The organism is Streptomyces sp. NPDC034043, assembly GCF_055575675.1.
Genome location: NZ_JBVISF010000006.1, coordinates 139,847 through 156,163, shown reverse-complemented (window position 1 = coordinate 156,163; position 16,317 = coordinate 139,847). Strand labels below are relative to the sequence as shown.

Annotated in this window: 18 protein-coding genes; 14 read left to right on the top strand and 4 right to left on the bottom strand. The window is 74.1% G+C overall.

The window, feature by feature from the left end:
• Positions 1 to 18 precede the first annotated feature (18 nt).
• A complete protein-coding gene (locus ACZ51S_RS17070) occupies positions 19 to 1,695 on the bottom strand; it encodes an NAD(P)/FAD-dependent oxidoreductase (protein WP_468961274.1) in 1,677 nt (558 codons plus the stop codon).
• Between the two features lie 225 nt (positions 1,696 to 1,920).
• Between ACZ51S_RS17070 and ACZ51S_RS17065 the strand changes: the two genes are divergently transcribed.
• Positions 1,921 to 3,201 carry a preATP grasp domain-containing protein gene (locus ACZ51S_RS17065; protein WP_468803265.1) on the top strand — a complete coding sequence of 427 codons (1,281 nt, stop codon included), beginning with the start codon at positions 1,921 to 1,923 and terminating at the stop codon, positions 3,199 to 3,201.
• Between the two features lie 42 nt (positions 3,202 to 3,243).
• On the opposite strand, the gene ACZ51S_RS17060 is transcribed toward ACZ51S_RS17065, so the two are convergent.
• From ACZ51S_RS17060 to ACZ51S_RS17050, 3 genes are all read right to left on the bottom strand, one after another.
• Complete coding sequence (locus ACZ51S_RS17060; protein ID WP_468474546.1) at positions 3,244 to 4,629, bottom strand: M20/M25/M40 family metallo-hydrolase; 1,386 nt, start codon at positions 4,627 to 4,629, stop codon at positions 3,244 to 3,246.
• Positions 4,630 to 5,048: 419 nt separating this feature from the next.
• Entirely contained in the window at positions 5,049 to 5,324 is a 276-nt protein-coding gene (locus ACZ51S_RS17055) for an isoamylase early set domain-containing protein (protein WP_468474545.1), read from the bottom strand.
• Between the two features lie 237 nt (positions 5,325 to 5,561).
• Entirely contained in the window at positions 5,562 to 6,272 is a 711-nt protein-coding gene (locus ACZ51S_RS17050; RefSeq protein WP_468474544.1) for a type III effector protein, read from the bottom strand.
• A 102-nt stretch (positions 6,273 to 6,374) separates the two neighbouring features.
• Here ACZ51S_RS17050 and ACZ51S_RS17045 point away from each other — a divergent pair, with 102 nt between their 5' ends.
• From ACZ51S_RS17045 to ACZ51S_RS16985, 13 genes are all read left to right on the top strand, one after another.
• A complete protein-coding gene (locus tag ACZ51S_RS17045) occupies positions 6,375 to 6,809 on the top strand; it encodes an Hsp20/alpha crystallin family protein (protein ID WP_388940568.1) in 435 nt (144 codons plus the stop codon).
• A 148-nt stretch (positions 6,810 to 6,957) separates the two neighbouring features.
• The gene (locus ACZ51S_RS17040; protein WP_388940567.1) at positions 6,958 to 7,353 is read left to right on the top strand and encodes a DUF2267 domain-containing protein; all 396 of its coding nucleotides are present in this window, start codon (positions 6,958 to 6,960) and stop codon (positions 7,351 to 7,353) included.
• A gap of 59 nt (positions 7,354 to 7,412) precedes the next feature.
• Entirely contained in the window at positions 7,413 to 7,853 is a 441-nt protein-coding gene (locus ACZ51S_RS17035) for a DUF2267 domain-containing protein (protein WP_388940732.1), read from the top strand.
• A gap of 92 nt (positions 7,854 to 7,945) precedes the next feature.
• Positions 7,946 to 8,401 carry an STAS domain-containing protein gene (locus ACZ51S_RS17030; RefSeq protein ID WP_468474543.1) on the top strand — a complete coding sequence of 152 codons (456 nt, stop codon included), beginning with the start codon at positions 7,946 to 7,948 and terminating at the stop codon, positions 8,399 to 8,401.
• A gap of 11 nt (positions 8,402 to 8,412) precedes the next feature.
• On the top strand, positions 8,413 to 8,841 hold the full coding sequence (locus ACZ51S_RS17025; RefSeq protein WP_468961271.1) for an ankyrin repeat domain-containing protein: 429 nt from the start codon (positions 8,413 to 8,415) through the stop codon (positions 8,839 to 8,841).
• A gap of 189 nt (positions 8,842 to 9,030) precedes the next feature.
• Positions 9,031 to 9,597 (top strand): GNAT family N-acetyltransferase, encoded by a 567-nt coding sequence (locus ACZ51S_RS17020; protein ID WP_468474541.1) that lies wholly within the window; start codon positions 9,031 to 9,033, stop codon positions 9,595 to 9,597.
• 146 nt (positions 9,598 to 9,743) lie between these two features.
• Positions 9,744 to 10,820: a DUF8094 domain-containing protein gene (locus ACZ51S_RS17015; RefSeq protein WP_468803262.1), complete on the top strand. Its 1,077-nt coding sequence runs from the start codon at positions 9,744 to 9,746 to the stop codon at positions 10,818 to 10,820.
• A 202-nt stretch (positions 10,821 to 11,022) separates the two neighbouring features.
• Positions 11,023 to 11,679, top strand: coding sequence for a leucine efflux protein LeuE (gene leuE, locus ACZ51S_RS17010; RefSeq protein ID WP_468474539.1), 657 nt, complete (start codon positions 11,023 to 11,025; stop codon positions 11,677 to 11,679).
• A 292-nt stretch (positions 11,680 to 11,971) separates the two neighbouring features.
• Complete coding sequence (locus ACZ51S_RS17005) at positions 11,972 to 13,390, top strand: FAD-dependent oxidoreductase (protein ID WP_468474538.1); 1,419 nt, start codon at positions 11,972 to 11,974, stop codon at positions 13,388 to 13,390.
• Positions 13,391 to 13,575: 185 nt separating this feature from the next.
• Complete coding sequence (locus ACZ51S_RS17000) at positions 13,576 to 13,746, top strand: hypothetical protein (protein ID WP_468474537.1); 171 nt, start codon at positions 13,576 to 13,578, stop codon at positions 13,744 to 13,746.
• The gene (locus ACZ51S_RS16995; RefSeq protein WP_468961268.1) at positions 13,743 to 14,915 is read left to right on the top strand and encodes an MAB_1171c family putative transporter; all 1,173 of its coding nucleotides are present in this window, start codon (positions 13,743 to 13,745) and stop codon (positions 14,913 to 14,915) included. The genes ACZ51S_RS17000 and ACZ51S_RS16995 overlap by 4 nt, the downstream gene beginning before the upstream one ends.
• A gap of 172 nt (positions 14,916 to 15,087) precedes the next feature.
• Positions 15,088 to 15,762: a helix-turn-helix transcriptional regulator gene (locus ACZ51S_RS16990; protein ID WP_468474535.1), complete on the top strand. Its 675-nt coding sequence runs from the start codon at positions 15,088 to 15,090 to the stop codon at positions 15,760 to 15,762.
• Between the two features lie 172 nt (positions 15,763 to 15,934).
• Positions 15,935 to 16,174 (top strand): hypothetical protein, encoded by a 240-nt coding sequence (locus ACZ51S_RS16985; protein ID WP_468961266.1) that lies wholly within the window; start codon positions 15,935 to 15,937, stop codon positions 16,172 to 16,174.
• The last annotated feature ends 143 nt before the right edge of the window (positions 16,175 to 16,317 follow it).

Genomic DNA, 16,317 nt, shown 5'->3' with positions numbered 1-16,317 from the left:
GCCCGCCGCCCTGCCCGTTCACGACTGCTCCAGATACCGGTGCACCAGCATCACGGCCATGGCACCCTCTCCGACGGCGGACGCGACGCGCTTCGCCGACCGGGCGCGCGCGTCACCGGCCACGAACACACCGGGAACGTTGGTCTCCAGGTGGTAGGGCGGGCGGTCCAGCCCCCACTCGGCCGGCGGCCGGCCGTCCGGTGTGAGGTCAGGCCCGGCCAGGATGAAGCCGTGCTCGTCACGCAGCACCGTCCCCTCCAGCCAGTCGGTCAGCGGGGCCGCGCCGATGAAGACGAACAGCCACGGGCAGTCCACGCGTTCGCTCGCTCCGCTGTCCACGTCCCGCAGCGTCAGCTGCTCCAGGTGCCCGTCGCCGTGCGCCTCCTCGACGACGGTCCGGGTCCGCACCGTGATGTTCGGCGTCTCCTCGATCTGCTGGACGAGGTAGTACGACATGGACGCCGTCAGCGACTCCCCGCGTACCAGCAGGGTCACCGACTTCGCGCCGCGCGCCAGGTACACCGCCGCCTGCCCCGCCGAGTTGGCACCGCCGACCACGTACACGTCCTGCCCCAGGCAGGAGGACGCCTCCGTCAGCGAGGACCCGTAGTACACCCCGCAGCCGGTCAGGCCCTCGCAGCCCGGTGCGCCCAGCTGCCGGTAGGTGACACCGGTCGCCAGGATGACGCTGTGCGCGGCGACCGCCGAGCCGTCGGAGAAGCGGACCACCCGCGCCGGACCGCTGACCTCCAGGCCCGTGACCTCGCGCGCCGTGAGGAGCTCGGCGCCGAAGCGGGCGGCCTGGCGGCGGGCGCGTTCCGTGAGCTGCGCCCCCGACACACCGTCCGGGAAGCCCAGGTAGTTCTCGATGCGGGAACTCTGCCCGGCCTGCCCACCGGTCGCCGACCGCTCGACCAGCACGGTGCGCAGCCCCTCGGAAGCCCCGTACACCGCCGCGCCCAGCCCGGCCGGGCCGCCGCCGATGACCACGAGGTCGTAGAACTCGGCGGCCGGTGTCGTCGCCAGCCCCACGTGGGCGGCCAGCTCGGCGGCCTCCGGTTCGATCAGCGCGGTGCCGTCCGGGGTGACCACCAGGGGGAGCCGCCGCCCGTCGGCGCCCGCCGCCGCCAGCAGCCGCAGCCCCTCCGGCTCGTCGGACGCGTACCAGCGGTACGGCACCTGGTTGCGGGCCAGGAACTCCCGCACCCGCGAGGAGCGCGCCGACCAGCGGTGCCCGACCACCTTGGTGGCGGGGACCGGGCGGTAGTCGCTGGAGCGCCAGGCCGTGAGCAGATCGTCAAGGACCGGGTACAGCTTCTCCTCCGGCGGGTCCCAGGGCTTGAGGAGGTAGTGGTCGAGGTCGACCACGTTGATCGCGTCGATGGCGGCGTTCGTGTCGGCGTACGCGGTCAGCAGCACGCGCCGCGCGCCCGGGTACACGTGCAGCGCCTGTTCGAGGAACTCGATGCCGTTCATACGGGGCATGCGGTAGTCGGCGAGGATCACCGCCATCGGATCGCCCCGCAGCTTGAGCTCGCGCAGCGCCTCCAGAGCCGACTCGCCGGACTCCGCGCGCACGATCCGGTACCCGGAGCCGTACCGGCGGCGCAGGTCACGCGCGATGGCACGGGAGACCCCCGGGTCGTCGTCCACGGTCAGGATGACGGTCCGCGCGGTCCCGACGGGCTGCGCCATACGGTCTCCACCCCGAGTGCTCCGGGAGGCGGCACGGCGAGCCGCCGTACGCGCCGGTTCCAGCCCATCGTATGTTCGACCGGCCGGGACCGCCCCGGGACGGCCCGCCCCGGCGGTCCCGGCATCCGCGCCGAGGATGCGTCCCCGCACAGGGGGTAGGCGGGGCGCAGCCGGCGTAAGGGGGCGTCCCGTCGCCGTCCCCGTCGAACCGCCCCGGGAGGGACGATGACCGAACGCGCGCACGTCGCCGGTGCCGGCGCGGCCACGACCGGATCCGGCCCGCTGGTCGTGTACGCGAACCTCGTGTCGGACCTGGCCGTCGACCCGGCCGAACGGGACGTGCTGCGCGCCTGGGCGGAGCAGGCGCCGCGCGAGGTGTGGACCCTGCGCGAGGGCGACGTACTGCTGTCCCCCGTACCGGTCGCGGAGGAGTTCCTCCGGTACGCCTGCGACCTGACGGGCGTGCCCCGCCGGTCGGTGACGGTGCTCACCGAGGCCCGGACGCGGACGGAGGACGCCGCCGCGGTGCGCGCGGCGGCCGGCGCGCGGCGGCCGGTGGAGGCGGTCGTTCCCACCGCGCTGGACGGCTCGGCGGTGACCCTCGCGCGTGCCCTGGGGGTGCCCGTCGCCCCGTACGCCGGCATCGAGGAGGCCGAGGCCGCGCTGGAGGTGACGGCCCTGCTCAACACCAAGGCCGGTTTCCGCCGGGCGGCCCAGGACCTCGGCATGCGGCTGCCGGACGGCCGGGTGTGCCGCCGGGACGGCGTGGCCGCAGCCGTGGCCGCGCTGCTGCGCACGCACGGGCGGGTCGTCGTCAAACCGGACCGGTCCGCCGGAGGCCACGGCCTGCTCTTCCTCCCGCCCCCCGCCGGGACCTGGACGGCCGCCGACCTCGCCGCGGTCGGCGGCGAGCGGGGGCTGTGGGTGGTCGAGGAGCGGATCGACGTCGCGCGGTCGGTGAGCATCCAGATGGAGACGGGCCCGCACGGGGCACGCCCGGTGTTCAGCGGCGAGATGCGCACGGCGGCCGGTTCGTTCACGGGCTACGTCTCACCGCTGCCCGCCTCCGTCCCCGCCGCGGTGCGGCCCGCGCTGGAGGCATGGGGCCGGGCGCTCGGCGACCGTCTCGCGCGGCACGGATACGCGGGCCCCTTCAGCCTGGACGCCATGGTGTCCGCCGACGGTGAACTCTTCGCCGGGGAGAGCAACGTCCGCCGTACCGCCACCACCACCCCGCACGTCATGGTGACCCGCCTCGCCCGCCTGGCCGGGACCGGAGCACCGGCCTGGGCGACGGGCACCGTCCGCGCGAGCCGCCCGTACGGCTTCACCGAGGCCCTGGACCGGCTCCGATCCCGCCGTCTCGCCTACGACCCGGAGCACGCCGGGGGAGTCGTGCTCTACGCGGGCACGCCGAAGGACGGCCTCCGCTGGCGGTACGCGGTGATCGCCGACGGCCACGGCCGGCTGGCCCGGTACGAGGAGGACCTGCACGCGGCATGGTGACATCCCGCCGGGGAGCCCGTCACCACAGTGCCCGGGAGCCCGTCACCACGGCCGGGGCAAGGACGCGAGCCCGTCGAAGAACCCGGCCAGCGCCCGGACCCCCAGCTCCAGCGCCCGTACCTCGGCCCGCTCGTCCGGGCCGTGCCAGTGGTCCCCGGGCAGCCCCGTCCCGAAGAAGAGCACCGGAGCGCCACAGGCCCGCGACAACTGCGCGGCGGGGGCGGCACCGCCGTTGCCGATCCGCCGCGCCGGAGCGCCGTACGCCCCGCCCACCGCCCGCAGGAGCGCCCCGAGCGCGGGATGGTCCTCAGGTGTCGCGTAGGGGTCGGAAATGGTCGGGGAGATGTCGAGACCGTAGTGGAAGTCCGGCTGCCGGTTCCCGTCCAGCCATGTACGCAGCTGCCCCGCCACCTCGTCGGCCCGCTGGCCGGGGACCAGCCGGAGCAGGACGTCGGCAGCGGCCTCCGCCGGGATCAGCCCCAGCGAGGGGACGCCGCCCCCGCCGGTCGTGAGGCGGGCGACCTCCACCGAGGGCCGCGTCCACAGGCGCTGCGGCACCCCGAACCCGGCTTCGCCGTCGGCCCGGAACGTGCCCGTCTCGGCGAGCCAGTCGGACAGGCGGAAGGGCAGCGTGTCCAGGGAGGCGCGCAGGGCCGGTCCGGGATCCGACACGGCGTCGTAGAACCGGGGCAGCCCGACGCGGCCGCTGCCGTCGCGGAGCAGGCCCAGCAGCCTGCACAGTTCGAAGACCGGGTTCGCGGCCGCGCCGGAGAAGGCACCGCTGTGGAGGTCCCGCCGGGCGCCCCTGACGGTGAGGGTGGCGGTGACGGAGCCGCGGACCAGGGTGCAGACGGCCGGCTCGTCGAGCGACCAGAGCATGGTGTCGGAGACCATGACCACGTCGGCGGCGAGCTCGCCGGCGTGCTCGGACAGCAGTTGGGCCAGGTGCCCGGAGCCGATCTCCTCCTCCCCTTCGACCAGGTATTTCACGGTCACGGCAGGCGCCTCCCGTTGCGCCAGGTGGGCGCGCAGGGCCCACAGGTGGCACATGATCTGGCCCTTGGCGTCGGAGGCGCCCCGCCCGTACAGCCGGCCCTCACGGAGCAGGGGGGTGAACGGCGCGGTCACCCGCCACTCGGACGGATCCGCGGGGTGAACGTCATGGTGGCTGTACACCAGCAGCACCGGGGCGCCGGGATCCGCCGCCGGCCGGCAGCCGTACACCGCCGGCAACCCGTCGGTCTCCCACACCTCCGCCCGGGGCCAGCCCGCCCCGTGCAGCGCGTCCACCAGCCAGCGGGCGGAACGGCCTACCTGGGCCGCGCGGTCGGGGTCCGAGGAGACCGACTCCACGGCGACCCACTCCGCCAGTGCCGCGAGGGCCTCCGGCCCCGGTACTGGCCCCGGCCCTCGCAGGTCACGGCTCATGGCCGACGCCTGCCCCGCCCGCCGCCGCCCAACCGTTCGCGGCGGGGGACTCGGCCGGGGAGGCCCGCCGAGCGCCGCGGTTCTCCGGTGCGGTGCCGGCGGCCGTGCGTGTCCGGCGGGCCTGGCGGGTGGTTTCCTGCGAGGATCGAGGAGCTGGGGTCACGTGGCCGCTGCGAAGCGGCCGCTCCTGTGGCCTCTGCCCCCTGTGCCCCCGGTCGGCATCCCCCCCCGCCGGCCGGGGCCCGCCCCGGCCAGCCCACCCCCCCCGGCTGGTCGGGGCCCTTGCGTACGGGGCCTTGCCCATGGGCCTTCCGGACCGTGCGGCCCGCCCGGAGCTCCGCACGGCCGTTCGGTACATCACGCGCGGCCGTCGCGGGCACGGCCACCGCGGGCGGCGCGGCCGTCGGTGTGCCGGGGATTCAGGTGTGGAGGCGGCTGTTCGGGCCGTCGTGGCTGTCGGCCGTCTCGTCGTTGAACCAGTAGTCGCCGGCGGCGAGGTAGCGGAAGGAATGGGTGCTGTGGCGGGGGAGTGCGACGGTGGCGGCGCGGGTGCCGTCGCCACGGGGCTGGAGGGGGTGGGCGGCGGGGTTCCAGTGGTTGAAGTCGCCGACCACGCTGACCGGCCCGTCGGGAGTGTGGGCGGGGAGGACGAAGGTGACCTGGGTGCGGCCCTTGACCTGCTTGCGTTCGAGCACAGGAGTCTCCAGCGGCGAAGTGAGGGGGAATGCGCCCGTGCATCCTCGCCCCGACGCCCACCGGGAGTGCGCGGACAGGGCCGCCGACGGCATCGACGTCACCCGGGCAGTCGCCTGCCGGTGCGGCGCCGCCCCGGCGCCCGGCCGTCACGGCGCGGGCGGCCTGGCGTCCTCCGTGGGCGGCCGTGTGCGCGGCCCTTCCCGACGGGCCGACCGGCCCTGCCGGCCGTCAGGGGCTCAGGCGCCGCGCTGCCTGTCGCTGTGGCTGCGCAGCCGGCGGGTGTGGTCCTTGACCGCTTCGACGCGCCGGGCGAGATCGCCGTGGGTGCCGTGCAGATCGTCCTGGGTGGCGGACAGCGGTTCCACCAGGCGGGCCGCGTCATGGTGGGCGAGGGCCTTGTTGAGCTCGTCGATCCTGCCGTGCGAGCCGGCGGGAAGGTCGGTCAGCCCGATGATCTGTCCGGCCAGCTGCCGCAGCGTGCTCGCGTTCTCCCGCGCCCAGGTGGTGACGGTGCGGTCGGCGGCGCGCCGGTCGCGGACGGCCTGGACGCGCTGGTCCCCGGTGGTGTCGGCGGCCCCGGGGCGAAGCCGCAGGTAGCGGCGTTCGGCCGCCTGCCTGCTGGCCACGCCGAGCGGGCCGGCGAGGTCGGCCCAGCTGGCACCGGCCGCCCGGGCGGTCTCGATCAGCACGCTTTCCCATCCGGCGAGCTCCTCGCGCGTCTCGCGCAGGAGCCGGAGGGAGTCCAGGGCGCGCCCCGGGCCGTCCGCCGGATCGAGGGCGCCGTCGGCCTCGGCGGTGTGCACCTCGTGGATCGCCGTCCGGATGGCTTCCAGAGCGCTCGCGGCGGCCCAGAAGGAGGCCGGAGCCGGCCTTCGGGGGGCGGGCGGGCTGGCCTGGGCGTCTTCACCAGAGGGGGACATGGAGCACTCCAGCCTGTTGTCGTCCATCAGATGACACCGTTGTTGTCATCGTTCCGATGACATGCTACAACAGAGGGAGATGGAAGCGCATTGGCAGTTCCTGCCTGAACCGACTGGAGGTGTTTCGCGATGTTGATGCGCACTGACCCGTTCCGCGAGATGGACCGGATCATCCAGCAGCTGTCGGGTACGTCCGGGACGTGGTCGAAGCCGTCCGTGATGCCGATGGACGCCTACCGCGAAGGCGAGGAGTACGTCATCGCCTTCGACCTCCCCGGCGTGAGCCCCGACGCGATCGACATCGACGTCGAGCGGAACATGCTGACCGTGAAGGCCGAGCGCCGGCCCGCCGTGAAGTCGGACGACGTGCAGATGGAGCTGTCCGAGCGGCCCCTGGGCGTCTTCTCCCGGCAGATCGTGCTCGCCGACACCCTCGACACCGAGCACATCGCCGCCGACTACGACGCGGGTGTCCTGACCCTGCGCATCCCGATCGCCGAGCGCGCCAAGCCCCGCAAGATCAGCATCAAGGCGGACGGCGGCCGCAAGCAGATCAGCGGCTGACGCCCCGGGACGCTCGCTGCCCCCGGCAGGCAACCGGCCGCCCCGCGGAGCCGGCGAAGGACGGGACCGCCCTTCCCTCCCCCTCGACGCCCGTCCTTCGCCCCCCCACCCCCGGACCCGCAGACCGTTTCCGTGGAGGTCTCAGGCGATGACCCTGCGATGGGACGCGTTCCTCGACCACGTCCAGGAACGCGGTGAATACAACACCCGCCAGGAGGCGGACCGAGCGGCCCGCGTCGTACTGGCCCTGCTCGGCGCCCACCTCCTCGGAGCGGAACGGAGCGAACTCGCGGCGCGCCTGCCCGAGTCCTACGCCCTGATCCTGCTCAACCCGCTCCCCGCGGCGGAACCCCTCAGCCCGGAACGCTTCGTCCGTGCCACCGCGGCATGGATCGAGGGCGCGTCCCAGGCCACCGCGACCTGGGACGTCTCCGCCGTCCTCAGCGTCGTCGCCGACGCCGCGGGCGAGGAACTCACCCGACGCATCCTGTTCCAGCTCCCGGCCGGGTACGACACCCTCTTCGGCCGCCCGCAGCCCGCCTGAGCGCGGCCCGCGCGGCCACCAGCCCACCCCGACCCTCACACGAGAAAGGCGTGACAGCCGTGCTCGACCAGCCCGTACTCTCCTCGCAGACGCTCGGCACGACCTACGAGCAGATGCTGGAGCAGGTCCGATACGACGGCGCCTACCCCACCACGGAACGCGCCGCGGAAGCCGTACAGCGGGTCATGACCGCCCTCGGCCGGCAGCTCACCGAGGAAGAACGCGACGACCTCGCGCGGTGTCTCCCGCTCGAGGCCGCGCTGGCTCTCCGCGCGCACGTCCCGCAGGCCGCCCCGCTCACGGGCTGGAACTTCGTCAAGGACCTCGCCACGCGCACCGGCCGTACTCCCGCCGTCGCCCGCTGGGAGACCGGCGCCGTCCTGACCGTCGTGGCCCGCCTCGCCGGCCCCGCCCTCCTGAACCGCCTCACCGACCGCCTGCCGGAGGGCTGGGCCCTCCTCTTCGGCCAAGCCGAACTCCGCCGCAGCCAGGCGGCCTGACGAACGGCCGGCCGGTACGGTCCCGGTGGCGGCGGACGGACACGTACTCCCGGACACGGCACCGACTGCACGAAGGCGACGAGGTGAGCGCCATGGACCGCAGCTTCCGGGTCACCGTGCGACGCCACGGACCCACCGTGCACCTGACCCTGGCGGGCGAGCTCGACATGGACACCTGGCCCGCCCTCCAGGAGACGGTCGCCGGACTGGAGGACGACACCCCGGCCGTCGTCGCCTGCGACATGCGCGGCCTCGACTTCCTCGACATCACGGGCCTGCACGGCCTCCTCGAGCTCGCCCGCCGTCTCCACGACCACGGAATCGCGTTCTTCGCCTACGACTGGCAGCAACAGCCCCGCCTCCTCCTCGACCTCGCCGACGGGCTCCTCCCCTCCACCGGCCCCTCCGCCCTCACCGCCGGCGCCGCCCCGACACGTCTGCCGCGCCGGGCCCTCGGCAGCACCGCGCCCGCCCACCGCACGGCCGGCACCGGGGCGGCCCGCCCCGACCCGGGCAGCGCCACTCCGGCGCCCGGCAGGGCGGACTAACCTGGGCCACTGTGAACCGAAGACGGCAGAAGAAACTGTCAGGGCGACTCGTCGAAGCTTCGATGTTCGGGCGGACCGACCGTGTAAGAGCACTCCTGCGGGCCGGCGCCGACCCGGAGACGGCCAACGCGGAGGGCACTACTCCTTTGTACGCGGCGTCCGTTCACGGGTCTCTTGACACGGTCCGCCACCTCCTGGCGGCCGGCGCCTCCCCGAACACCGAAAGCGGACGCGGCGCTGAGGGGACTCCCTTGTGCGCGGCCGCGTGCTGGGGCCACACCGACACGGTGCGCGAACTGCTCGCCCAGGGCGCGGACCCCAACCTCCGGGAGGACCACGGCACGGGCCGTACCCCACTCGGCTGGGCGCTGACGGGGCCGTACCAGGAGACGGCCGACGCACTCCTCGCCGCGGGAGCCCGCCCGCACACGGGCTCGTGAGCGCCCCGCACGGAGCGCCGGCACGGGAGAACCGCTACGCTCTCCCCGGCACGCGGGACGCCGCCACCACGGACCGGGCACAGGGAGGTTGATGAATATGGCCGTCGACGGCCTTTCTCGGCACGCCCTCTTCCGGACCGTGCGCTGACGCGACGCGGTCCGGTCGTTCCGAACGACCTGGAGACAACCGTGCGTCACGCACCTTCGAACGACCTCACCGATCTGACCACCGAGCGGCTGGTGCTCCGCCGCTGGACGCCCGAGACCGTCACCGCCGTCCTCGCCGCCGCCGCTGGCGCCGGCGCGGAGGCTCAAGCCGGCTCCCGGCCGGCCGACTGGGCCGAGGACTTCCCCGCCGACGGCGACCGCGTCATCGCGGGACTCCTGGGCGACCGCCCCGACTGGCTCGGGACGTACGGCCACCGGCTGATCGCCGAACGGGACAGCGGCCTCGTGGTGGGCTCGATCGGCCTGTTCTGGCCGCCGGACGAGGGTGTCCTGGAGCTCGGGTACGGCGTGGTCCCCTCCCGCCGGAGCCGGGGCTACGCCACCGAGGCCACCAGGGCGCTCGCCGTACACGCCCTGGCCGCGCCCGGCGTCCACACGGTGGCTGCCGCCGTGGAGCCGTCGAACCCGGCCTCCGTCCGCGTCCTGGAGAAGGCCGGCTTCGAACGGTACGAGACAGGGCGCGCCGAGGACGGCAGCGAGCCGGCCCGCTACCGGATGACCTCGACGCCGGAGCACCGTCGGCGGTGAGCCGTGCGGGCCGGCGGCGGTCCAGGCAGACCGCCGCCGCGCCCCCCGGGGGGCCCGGCGATGACCTCACGGGTGGGCGGTGCGGCGGCTGTCGGAGGCATCGTGCATGATCAGGGGCCTTTGCACCGCTCCCGAGGGGGATTCCGATGAGACGCTCCGCACCCGTACCCGCCGCCCTGGCCGCCTTGCTCGCACTCGCCGCCACGGCCGGCTGCGGCGCGCAGACCGCGAAGGCGAGCGCCGAAGAGCCGGCGAAGCCCGCCGCCGGCCCCGCGACGAGCAGCCCGCCGGCCCCCGTCAAGACGCCCCCGCTCTCGGCGGAGGAGGCACGGGGCGTCGTCAAGGACCTCACCCTGAAGGTCGAGGCCGACAACTTCGACGCCGAGTACTGGAAGGGCGTCACCGAGGGCCCGCTGCTGGAGCAGCAGCTCGCCGTCGTGGAGACCGGCAAGAAGTACGGCACCGACCGGGAGCCGGGACCCGCCGACGTGCCGAAGACGGACCCGGCGGTGCACACGTGGACCACCGGCAAGGACGACGGCGGCGACCGGTGGATCCTGGGCGCCCACGAGGTCCAGGGCCGCACCGTCGGCGACGCCGGGAAGAAGGCCGTGCTGCGCTGGTCGCTGTTCCACCAGCAACGGGCCGGCGCGCCCTGGCTCGCGGCGTTCGTCGCCCGCGCTCCCGAGCCGACGGCCCTTCCCCAGATAGCCGTCGGGCCCGATGGCCGGGCGGTCACCGGCGGGGACACGACGGGGCTCGGCGCCGACCCCTCGAAGGTCTGCGGGCAGTACGGCGACTACCTGCACACCGACGCCGGTACGGGTGGCGTGAAGTGGAGCCAGGACGTCACCGAGCGGAAGACGGCTTCCGCCGAAGGGCTGGAGGGCATGCGCAAGTCGCTCGGGAAGGGCGCCAAGGCCGACTTCGGCATCGACGTCAACCGCACCCCGCACGGCCCCGTCTGGCGCACGACGGACGGCGGGGCGCTCGTGGCCTGCACCGCCGTCAGCAAGGTCTACACGGAGCTGGGCCCGGGGCGGTCGACGACCTTCAGCAGCAGCGGCTGGGCCGGCACCACGGGCATCCCCTGGGCCTCGTTCACCCAGCGGATCATGGCCCTGACCGTGCTGAAGGTGTCGGCGGGCGCCGCGGGCGAGGTGTCCGTAGCGGCGGAGTCCAACCTGCCGTACTCCTTCGAGGGCACGAAGTACACCGGCTGACCGGCGGCTGCCGGGCGAGCACGGTCCGCGGTGGCGGCCGACGCGGGTGTGTCCGAGCCGCCCGAGGCCGCCGTCGCGCGGACGCCGGCCCCCGGGCACCGGCCGGCTGGAGTCCGCGAGCCGAAATTGCCGGGACCTCCACGGCGCGCTGGGTGAGGATGGGCTTCGGTGCGAGCCGCCCGAGTGAGGAAGGTGCCGAAGCATGCTGGGAGTGGACGACCTGCCGACCTATGCCCTCGGCGCTCTGCTGATCATTCTGCTGCCGGGGCCGAGCTCCCTCTTCACTCTGTCGGTCGCCGCACGGCTCGGCGTCAGGGCCGGGTACCGGGCCGCAGCGGGGGTGTTCCTGGGGGAGACGCTGCTGATGGCGGCGACAGCGGCGGGGCTCGCTTCGCTGCTCCGGACCAACGAGCTGCTGTTCGCCCTCGTGAAGTACGCGGGGGCCGGCTATCTGACCTGGATCGCCATCGGCATGGTCCGGGCGGCGTGGTCGATGTGGCGACGCCGCGACGAGACGGCCGGAGGGGACGCGACGCGCCCCGACCCCCTGACGGGCGGCGGTCGGCCGTTCCGGCGCTCGCTGGTGATCACCGTCCTGAACCCTAAGGCGATCCTCTTCTTCATCTCCTTCTTCGTGCAGTTCGTCAGCCCGGAGTACGCCCACCCCGAGCTGTCCTTCACCCTGCTCGCGCTCGTCTATCAGGCCATCAGCATCGTGTACGTGACGGCGCTGATCCGGGGCGGTACGTATCTCGCCGCCCAGTTCCGCCGCCGCCGGAGGCTCTCGGCGGGCGTAACGACGGGGGCGGGCGCGGTGTTCCTCGGCTTCGCGGCGAAGCTGGCCACGACGAGCAACTGACACCGCGGTGACGCGATGGCGCCGGCCCCCGCTCGCCGCGGTGCCCCGTTGTCTGGTGATCGTTTCGCGCATCAACACCCGTTGACCACGGGGCATTGACCGGTCGACAATATGCTACTTACACGTAACTTGCGGTCGAGGGCGGCCGGTCGAGCGCCGGGCCCGCCCCGATCGGCACCGACGTCATCGTCCGCACCGACGCGACCGCAGCGACGCGATCGCGCGAGCGGTCCGCCGCACCCGGTCCGCCGCGCGGATCCGCCACCGCATGACCAGAACGGAAAGCCGCCACATGCCGCAGACAGCCGACTCGGGCCGGCCCACCGCACTGGTGATCGGCGCCAGTGCCACCGGACTCTTCGCCGCCTCCGTCCTCGCCGAGTTCGCCGATGTGGTGGTCGTCGAACGCGACAGGCTTCCCGACGGTCCGGAGAGCCGCAAGGGAGTGCCGCAGGCCCGCCACGCCCATCTCGTCTGGAGCGGCGGAGTGCAGGCCTTCGACGAACTCCTCCCGGGGTTCACCGACAGCGTCGTCGCCCGGGGCGGCCGACTGGTCCGCATCATGGGCGACATGGTCTCCCGGGCCCCGAACGAGGTCTGGTTCCGCCGCTTCGAGGGCGGGCGCCACCGCAACCTGGTGTGCTCGCGCGACCTCCTCGACCACGTCCTGCGCGAGCGCGTCCTGCGCGACCCGCGCGTCACCCTCCACGAGGACTCCACCGTCGAGTGCCTCGAAGGCGGACCCGGCCGGGTCACCGGTATCCGCGTGCGGACCGGCACCGGCACCCGGACCCTCCACGCCGCCCTCGTCATCGACGCCTCGGGGCGCGGGTCGCGCGCCCCCGCGTGGCTGGAGGCCCTCGGCCTGCCGCGCGTCGCCGAGCGGCAGGTCGACGCCGGCGTCGCCTACGCCACCCGCTCCTACCGGGCCCCGGACGCGGCCGCCGACGGCTTTCCCCTCGTCAACGTCCAGGCCAACCCGGCCAGGGCGCCCGGCCAGGGCGGAATCATCCTGCCCGTCGAGGACGGCCGGTGGATCGTCACCCTCTGCGGGACGCGGGGCGGCGAGCCGACGAAGGACCCCAGTGCCTTCGCCGGCTTCGCCCTGGGGCTGGGCGACCCGGTCATCGGGCGGCTCCTCGAAGCGGCCGAGCCCCTGGGGGAGGTCGTGACCAGCCGCAGCACCGCCAACCAGCGCCGCTACTACGAGAAGATGAAGCACTGGCCCGACGGATTCGCCGTCCTCGGCGACGCCATCGCCGGCTACAACCCCGTGTACGGGCACGGCCTCACGGTGGCCGCCCAGTGCGCCCTCGCCCTGAGGGACGTCCTGCGCTCCGCCGGGCTCACCGCCTCCGGTACGGCCCGCCGGATCCAACGCGCCGCGGCCCGGCCCGTTTCCGGTGCCTGGGACCTGGCCGTCGGCCAGGACGCCTTCTACCCCGGCGCCACCGACACGCCGCCCAAGGCCGTCGAGAAGTTCCTCGCGCGTTTCGTCGACCGGGCCGTCGAAACCGGCGCCCGCAGCCCCCGGGCCCTCGGCGCGCTCCTGGACGTCATCAGCCTCGAGAGGCCCGCGACGCGCCTGTTCTCCCGCGACATGCTGGTACCGATGTTCCTCGGCCCCAAGAAGCCGCACATACAGGGCCCGCCCCTCACGCACGACGAGCGGAAGGTCATCGCCGGGGCGGCATCCGGCCCCGTCCCGTGATCCGTACGCGTCCGGTGACCGCTGGAGCGCCGCCAACTCGCTGCCACGGCTGTGGCAGTTGAGCCGGAGGGCGTGGATGCGCTGCCACGACTGTGGCAGGATGACGGTCGCAGCTGCCGCTGCTGTGGCCTGCATCCCGGTGGCGCCGGGATCATCCGTCCTGTGTGATCTCGGGAGACCGACCCGTGACAGAAACATCCTCCGTACCGCCGGCGGCCTCGGCCGGGAGTGCCGCCCGGCCCGGTCCGTACGAGCGCCACGGCGTCGACGGCATCGCGTTCCGCGCGGCCCCGCTGCCCGATCATGGGCGCGCCGACCCGCTCCGGCCGCTCGACGCCCACGGGGACACCCGATGAGCAGCATGTACTACTACATACCCGCCCTCCTCTTCCTCGTCTCCTTCGCGATGAGGGTGCCGGGACTCGTTCGGAACTGGCGCGAGCCCCTGGTCCGCTCCGTGGCCGCGGTACTCGCCCTGGGCGCCGTCGTCTTCCTGTTAGCCGCTCCGCCGACGGTCTCCGAGGTGAACCGGCTCACCGGCGTCGCCAACTTCTCGGCCCCGCTCGTCCACGCCGTCGTCACCGCCGGGAGCGCCAGCATCATCAACCTGATGCTGACCTGGCGGGGAGGGCCGGAGGACCGGCGCCTGACGGCGACCCGCTGGTGCGCCGGGGCCTACGCCGTGGTCATCGTGCTGCTGCTCACGCTGTTCGCGCTCGGGGACGCGCCCGACGAACGCCCGCGGGACTTCGACACGTACTACGCCACCAGCCCCTACCTCCGGGAGATGATCCTCCTCTACGTGCTGGGGCACGCGGTGGCGACCGTCGTCCTGTCGGCCCTGTGCCTGCGCTGGGCGCGCGAGGTGGCCGGCCTGCTGCGCGCCGGGCTCCTCCTCATCGTCGCCGGAGGGGTGCTGAACCTCGGCTACGCCGCGTTCAAGCTCCTCGCCGTCGGCGCCCGGTGGACGGGCCACGACTGGGACGCCGCCAGTACGACGGCGGCTCCCTCCCTGGCCGCCCTCGCCTCGCTGCTCCAGTGCGTCGGCTTCGCCCTGCCCGCAGCCGGCCAGGGCCTGCTGGAGTGGTGGCACCGGCGGTCGCGGTACAGGCGGCTCGGTCCGCTGTGGGAGACCATGCGCGCGGTGATCCCGTACGAACTGGTGCCCCTGCCCCGGTGGTCGTCGCTGAGCAGGCGTCACCTGCGGCGGACCTGTGACATCCGCGACGGCCTGCGGCTGCTGGCCCCCTACCTCGAGCACGGCACGGGTCCGGCCGCCGAGCGGGCCCTCACGGCGAGCCCCGGCGCGCTGAAGCCGGAGGCGGCCCGGCACGCGGCGCTGGTCATCGCGGCGTTCGACTCCCTGCGGACCGAGCCCGGCGACGGCGGCGGCAGCGTCGAAACCATGATCGACAGCGACGACGGGCTCGTACGCCTCTCCGACGCGGTCCGGGTCATGGGCGTGCTCTCCGGGGTGGCGAAGGAACCGGTCCCCTCGCCGGTGGCGGGGCAGGGCCTGCGCTGAAGCCCGCCCGTCATCGTCGCTTTCCTGCCACGGCTGTGGCAGGTTGGCCGGAGACTCGTGGCCGTACAGCCACGGTTGTGGCAGGCTCGGGGTCGTAGCCGCCACCGCCGTGGCCCTGCCTCCCGGTGGCGCCGGGATGACTCGTCCTGCGTGACTTCGGGGAGACCAACCGGTGACAGAACCCACTGCCCTGCCACCCACGGCCGCCGCACGACTGGCCTCCGTCATCGAGCGGGTCGCGGAACTGGGAGCCAAGCTCGGCCGCGGCCGTGACGAGGTCCTGGACCCCGGGCCGCTGAGCCACGCCTCCGGGGTGCCCCTCGACGTGGTCCGGGACCTCCTCGCCGGGAGGGAAGCGGGGGAGCCGGACATCCACGAGCGCTTCCGCCAGCGGCTGGACCTGCTGCACTCGACGTACCTCAAGGAGAACGGCCGCAAGTACTCGCACGGCGAGATCGCCCGGGCGAGCGGGATCTCCCGCCAGCAGGTGCAGGCGCTGCTCGGCGGCGACCGCCGGCCGACCATGGACCACTGCGCCCGGCTGGAGAGGTTCTTCCAGAGGCCGGCCGGCTTCCTCCAGTCCGAGGACGCCGACGCCCTCCACTGCGCCCTGACCGCCGTCGAGAAGACGCTGCTCCACGAGTACAGCGAACGGAACGTTCCCGCGGCAGCCGCCGCCGGCGCCGGCGGCCCGAGCCTCTACGCCCGGCACGGCGTCGACGGCATCGCCCTGCGCGCGGCCCTGCTGCCCGACCAGGGGCGCACGAAGCTGCTCCAGTGGCTGGACAACTACATGGACGAGTACGCCTCCGAGCAGAAGCCGGACGCGGCCGGGAACCCGCCCTGAGAGTGCCTGCCCGGGGTTGATCCCCGGCACGAGTCGAGGAATCCGAAGGGGCGGCGTCCCGCGGAACTGCCGTGCCGTCGAGCGCCGGCCGTGCGGGCGCGCCGATGGAGTGGATCCTGCCGGGGCCGCACGCGTTCTTGCCCCTGGGCAGAGCAGGGCAGAGGAGAGATTCGTGTTCAAGCAGCGGGAGAAACGGCAGTCGGCCGGAGGCCTCGCGGTCGCCGGACGCCAGAGCACATGGGCGGCGGAGCACAACGGCGCCGCCGCCAAGAAGCACGCCAGGCAGGAGCGGGCCGCCGAACGCTACTCCGTCCAGCACCTCCTGGACGACGCGCCTGCGCCCCCACTGGACCGGAGCACGACCTCCGGCCGGATCGAGGCCGCCCCCAGCCACGGCGGGGTACGGGGCTGACGTGACCGATCCGAGCTTCCACCTCGCCTACTCGCTGCTGATGGCGTGCTCGGCCTCCGGCATCGACGCTCAACCCCTGCTTCGACCGACCCGGCCCTGTGGGGCCGCGCCCTCACCGAGCGAGCGCCAGGGGTGCCGAGTCC

What these genes read in the sequence shown, in the direction of transcription:
- ACZ51S_RS17015 (WP_468803262.1), top strand. Translation starts at nt 9,744, where the DNA reads ATGAGACGCTCCGCACCCGTACCCGCCGCCCTGGCCGCCTTGCTCGCA.
- ACZ51S_RS16995 (WP_468961268.1), top strand. Translation starts at nt 13,743, where the DNA reads ATGAGCAGCATGTACTACTACATACCCGCCCTCCTCTTCCTCGTCTCC.
- ACZ51S_RS17060 (WP_468474546.1), bottom strand. Translation starts at nt 4,629, where the DNA reads ATGAGCCGTGACCTGCGAGGGCCGGGGCCAGTACCGGGGCCGGAGGCC.
- leuE (WP_468474539.1), top strand. Translation starts at nt 11,023, where the DNA reads ATGCTGGGAGTGGACGACCTGCCGACCTATGCCCTCGGCGCTCTGCTG.
- ACZ51S_RS17070 (WP_468961274.1), bottom strand. Translation starts at nt 1,695, where the DNA reads ATGGCGCAGCCCGTCGGGACCGCGCGGACCGTCATCCTGACCGTGGAC.
- ACZ51S_RS17030 (WP_468474543.1), top strand. Translation starts at nt 7,946, where the DNA reads ATGGACCGCAGCTTCCGGGTCACCGTGCGACGCCACGGACCCACCGTG.
- ACZ51S_RS17005 (WP_468474538.1), top strand. Translation starts at nt 11,972, where the DNA reads ATGCCGCAGACAGCCGACTCGGGCCGGCCCACCGCACTGGTGATCGGC.
- ACZ51S_RS17040 (WP_388940567.1), top strand. Translation starts at nt 6,958, where the DNA reads ATGACCCTGCGATGGGACGCGTTCCTCGACCACGTCCAGGAACGCGGT.
- ACZ51S_RS17065 (WP_468803265.1), top strand. Translation starts at nt 1,921, where the DNA reads ATGACCGAACGCGCGCACGTCGCCGGTGCCGGCGCGGCCACGACCGGA.
- ACZ51S_RS17045 (WP_388940568.1), top strand. Translation starts at nt 6,375, where the DNA reads ATGTTGATGCGCACTGACCCGTTCCGCGAGATGGACCGGATCATCCAG.
- ACZ51S_RS17050 (WP_468474544.1), bottom strand. Translation starts at nt 6,272, where the DNA reads ATGGACGACAACAGGCTGGAGTGCTCCATGTCCCCCTCTGGTGAAGAC.